Genomic DNA, 1,724 nt, shown 5'->3' on the forward strand with positions numbered 1-1,724 from the left:
CCAGGGGCTCCGGCCGCCGCTGACGGTCCCCACCCCCAAGTAACTCGCATTTGTTGTCGTTCTGAGCCCTCAAAACGACACAAATGCGAGTCAGTTGGGAGTCAGACGTGGCGGGCCCGGCGGAAAATCCAGTGCCGCAGCATCGTGAACCGCACGGCCGTCGCGACGAATCCGGACAGCGTGGTGGTCCAGAGGTCCTCCTCGAGGGTTGCCTCGGGCCGGAACGCATGCAGCACGCCCAGGCTCCCGCCCGTGATGACCAGCGCCACGGCGATCACGATCAACCGTTCAAGTGGTCCCGCGTCCTCTTCCGGTTGCCACTGATCTTGAAGGTCAGCCGACGGTTCAGGGCCGTGTTCATGAGCGAGGTGATGATCAGCGCTGCGGCGTTGGCAGGTTGGGGTCCCAACCACGGCCTGAACAGCGCGTACAGTGCCAGCGAGGTGACGGTGCAGATGATCCCGACGCCGGTGAAACGGATGAGCTGCCTGACCACCGGATAGCGCAGCACGCCTTTGCGGCGCTTGCTTGTATTTGGCCTGGAAAGGGACGTCTGCCGCGTCTCAATTGCCGGCACGGCAGGAGGCTCCATTGCTCAAGCCTGTCATATCAAGCTGGGAATTTTCTCCCAAGTTGCTGCGATGACGGGGTTGATGAGCTCCCCGATGCCCTCAATGCGGCAGCTCACAAGGTCTCCTGGCGCGATCCTGGCACACTCGGCGGGGAAGCCGGTGAGGACCAGGTCTCCGGGGTGCAAAGTCATGAACGACGTGAGGTAGACAAGGATCTCGTCCACTTTCCATCCGAGGTCGGCGGTGCTGGCCGTCCGCAATTCCCTGCCGTTGTGCACGATGCCGATCGAAAGATCACTGTCATCGAGGTCAGTGACGATCCACGGTCCCGCAGGGGTAAACGTGTCCTGGCTTTTCGCGCTGATCCACAAGTCGTCGGTCTTCTGCAGGTCCCGCGCCGAGACGTCGTTGCCGATCGTGAAACCGAGGATGGCGTCGCGCGCGTTGTCGAGTGTGAGTCCGCGGACTTTGCGCCCGACGACGACGGTCAGTTCCGCTTCGGGGTCCACGTATCCGACGCCGGAGGCGAGCTCGATGGCGTCGCCTGGTCCGATGACGCTTGTGGCGGCCTTGTGGAACGCCTGCGCAGGCAAATCCCGGCCTGGCTGGCCGGTGTTGTGCGCCATGCCGAAGACGTTGGCGGGAACAGACGGCGCCAGGAACGTGAACACATCCTCGGAGACACGAGAGCCTGCAACCCAACCTGGCCGCCCTGCGCTGCTGCTATTTGCCGGCGACCCGGGGAACGGACTGTCCACCACCGTCCAGCTCCGGCCTTCCGCGGAAGCGAAGTCGGCGGCGTCGTTCGCTACGAAGAACTGTTCGTCCGGTGAGGTGGGGGAGAGCGGGCGGACGCGGGCGATCCGGCGTGCACGTGAGGAAGTCATGAAGACATCCTACGTCCTTGAACCTCTTGAGGCGGCAGGTTTAGACGGGCAAGTAGAGCTCGCCCACGGGGATATCCGCGGCCAGGCGATTCGCGGGCCCGGCCAAGGGGCAGGCCCAGGCCTCGTTGTAGGCACAGGATGGGTTGTAGGCGAAATTGAAGTCGAGCACGAACTCCTGTTGCCCGGATCCTCGAAGGCCGTGGAAGGCTCCCTTGATGGTGTCCAGCAAGTAGCGGCCGGCGCCGTAGCTTCCTCCGGGTTTGCC

General features: G+C 63.8%; 4 protein-coding genes. All 4 read right to left on the bottom strand.

Annotation, left to right across the window (positions count from 1 at the left end; genetic code table 11):
- Positions 1-101 precede the first annotated feature (101 nt).
- The gene (locus AHiyo1_RS27835; protein WP_340639277.1) at positions 102-278 is read right to left on the bottom strand and encodes a hypothetical protein; all 177 of its coding nucleotides are present in this window, start codon (positions 276-278) and stop codon (positions 102-104) included.
- A gap of 2 nt (positions 279-280) precedes the next feature.
- Positions 281-577: a GtrA family protein gene (locus tag AHiyo1_RS27840; RefSeq protein ID WP_340639278.1), complete on the bottom strand. Its 297-nt coding sequence runs from the start codon at positions 575-577 to the stop codon at positions 281-283.
- A gap of 27 nt (positions 578-604) precedes the next feature.
- Positions 605-1,459: a fumarylacetoacetate hydrolase family protein gene (locus tag AHiyo1_RS03600; RefSeq protein ID WP_059387635.1), complete on the bottom strand. Its 855-nt coding sequence runs from the start codon at positions 1,457-1,459 to the stop codon at positions 605-607.
- 40 nt (positions 1,460-1,499) lie between these two features.
- Positions 1,500-1,724, bottom strand: a 225-nt coding sequence (locus AHiyo1_RS03605; protein ID WP_113990544.1) for a DUF1684 domain-containing protein, incomplete at its 5' end; no start/stop codon positions are given.

This window comes from Arthrobacter sp. Hiyo1 (assembly GCF_001263615.2).
Lineage (GTDB): Bacteria > Actinomycetota > Actinomycetes > Actinomycetales > Micrococcaceae > Arthrobacter.

What these genes read in the sequence shown, in the direction of transcription:
- AHiyo1_RS03600 (WP_059387635.1), bottom strand. Translation starts at nt 1,459, where the DNA reads ATGACTTCCTCACGTGCACGCCGGATCGCCCGCGTCCGCCCGCTCTCC.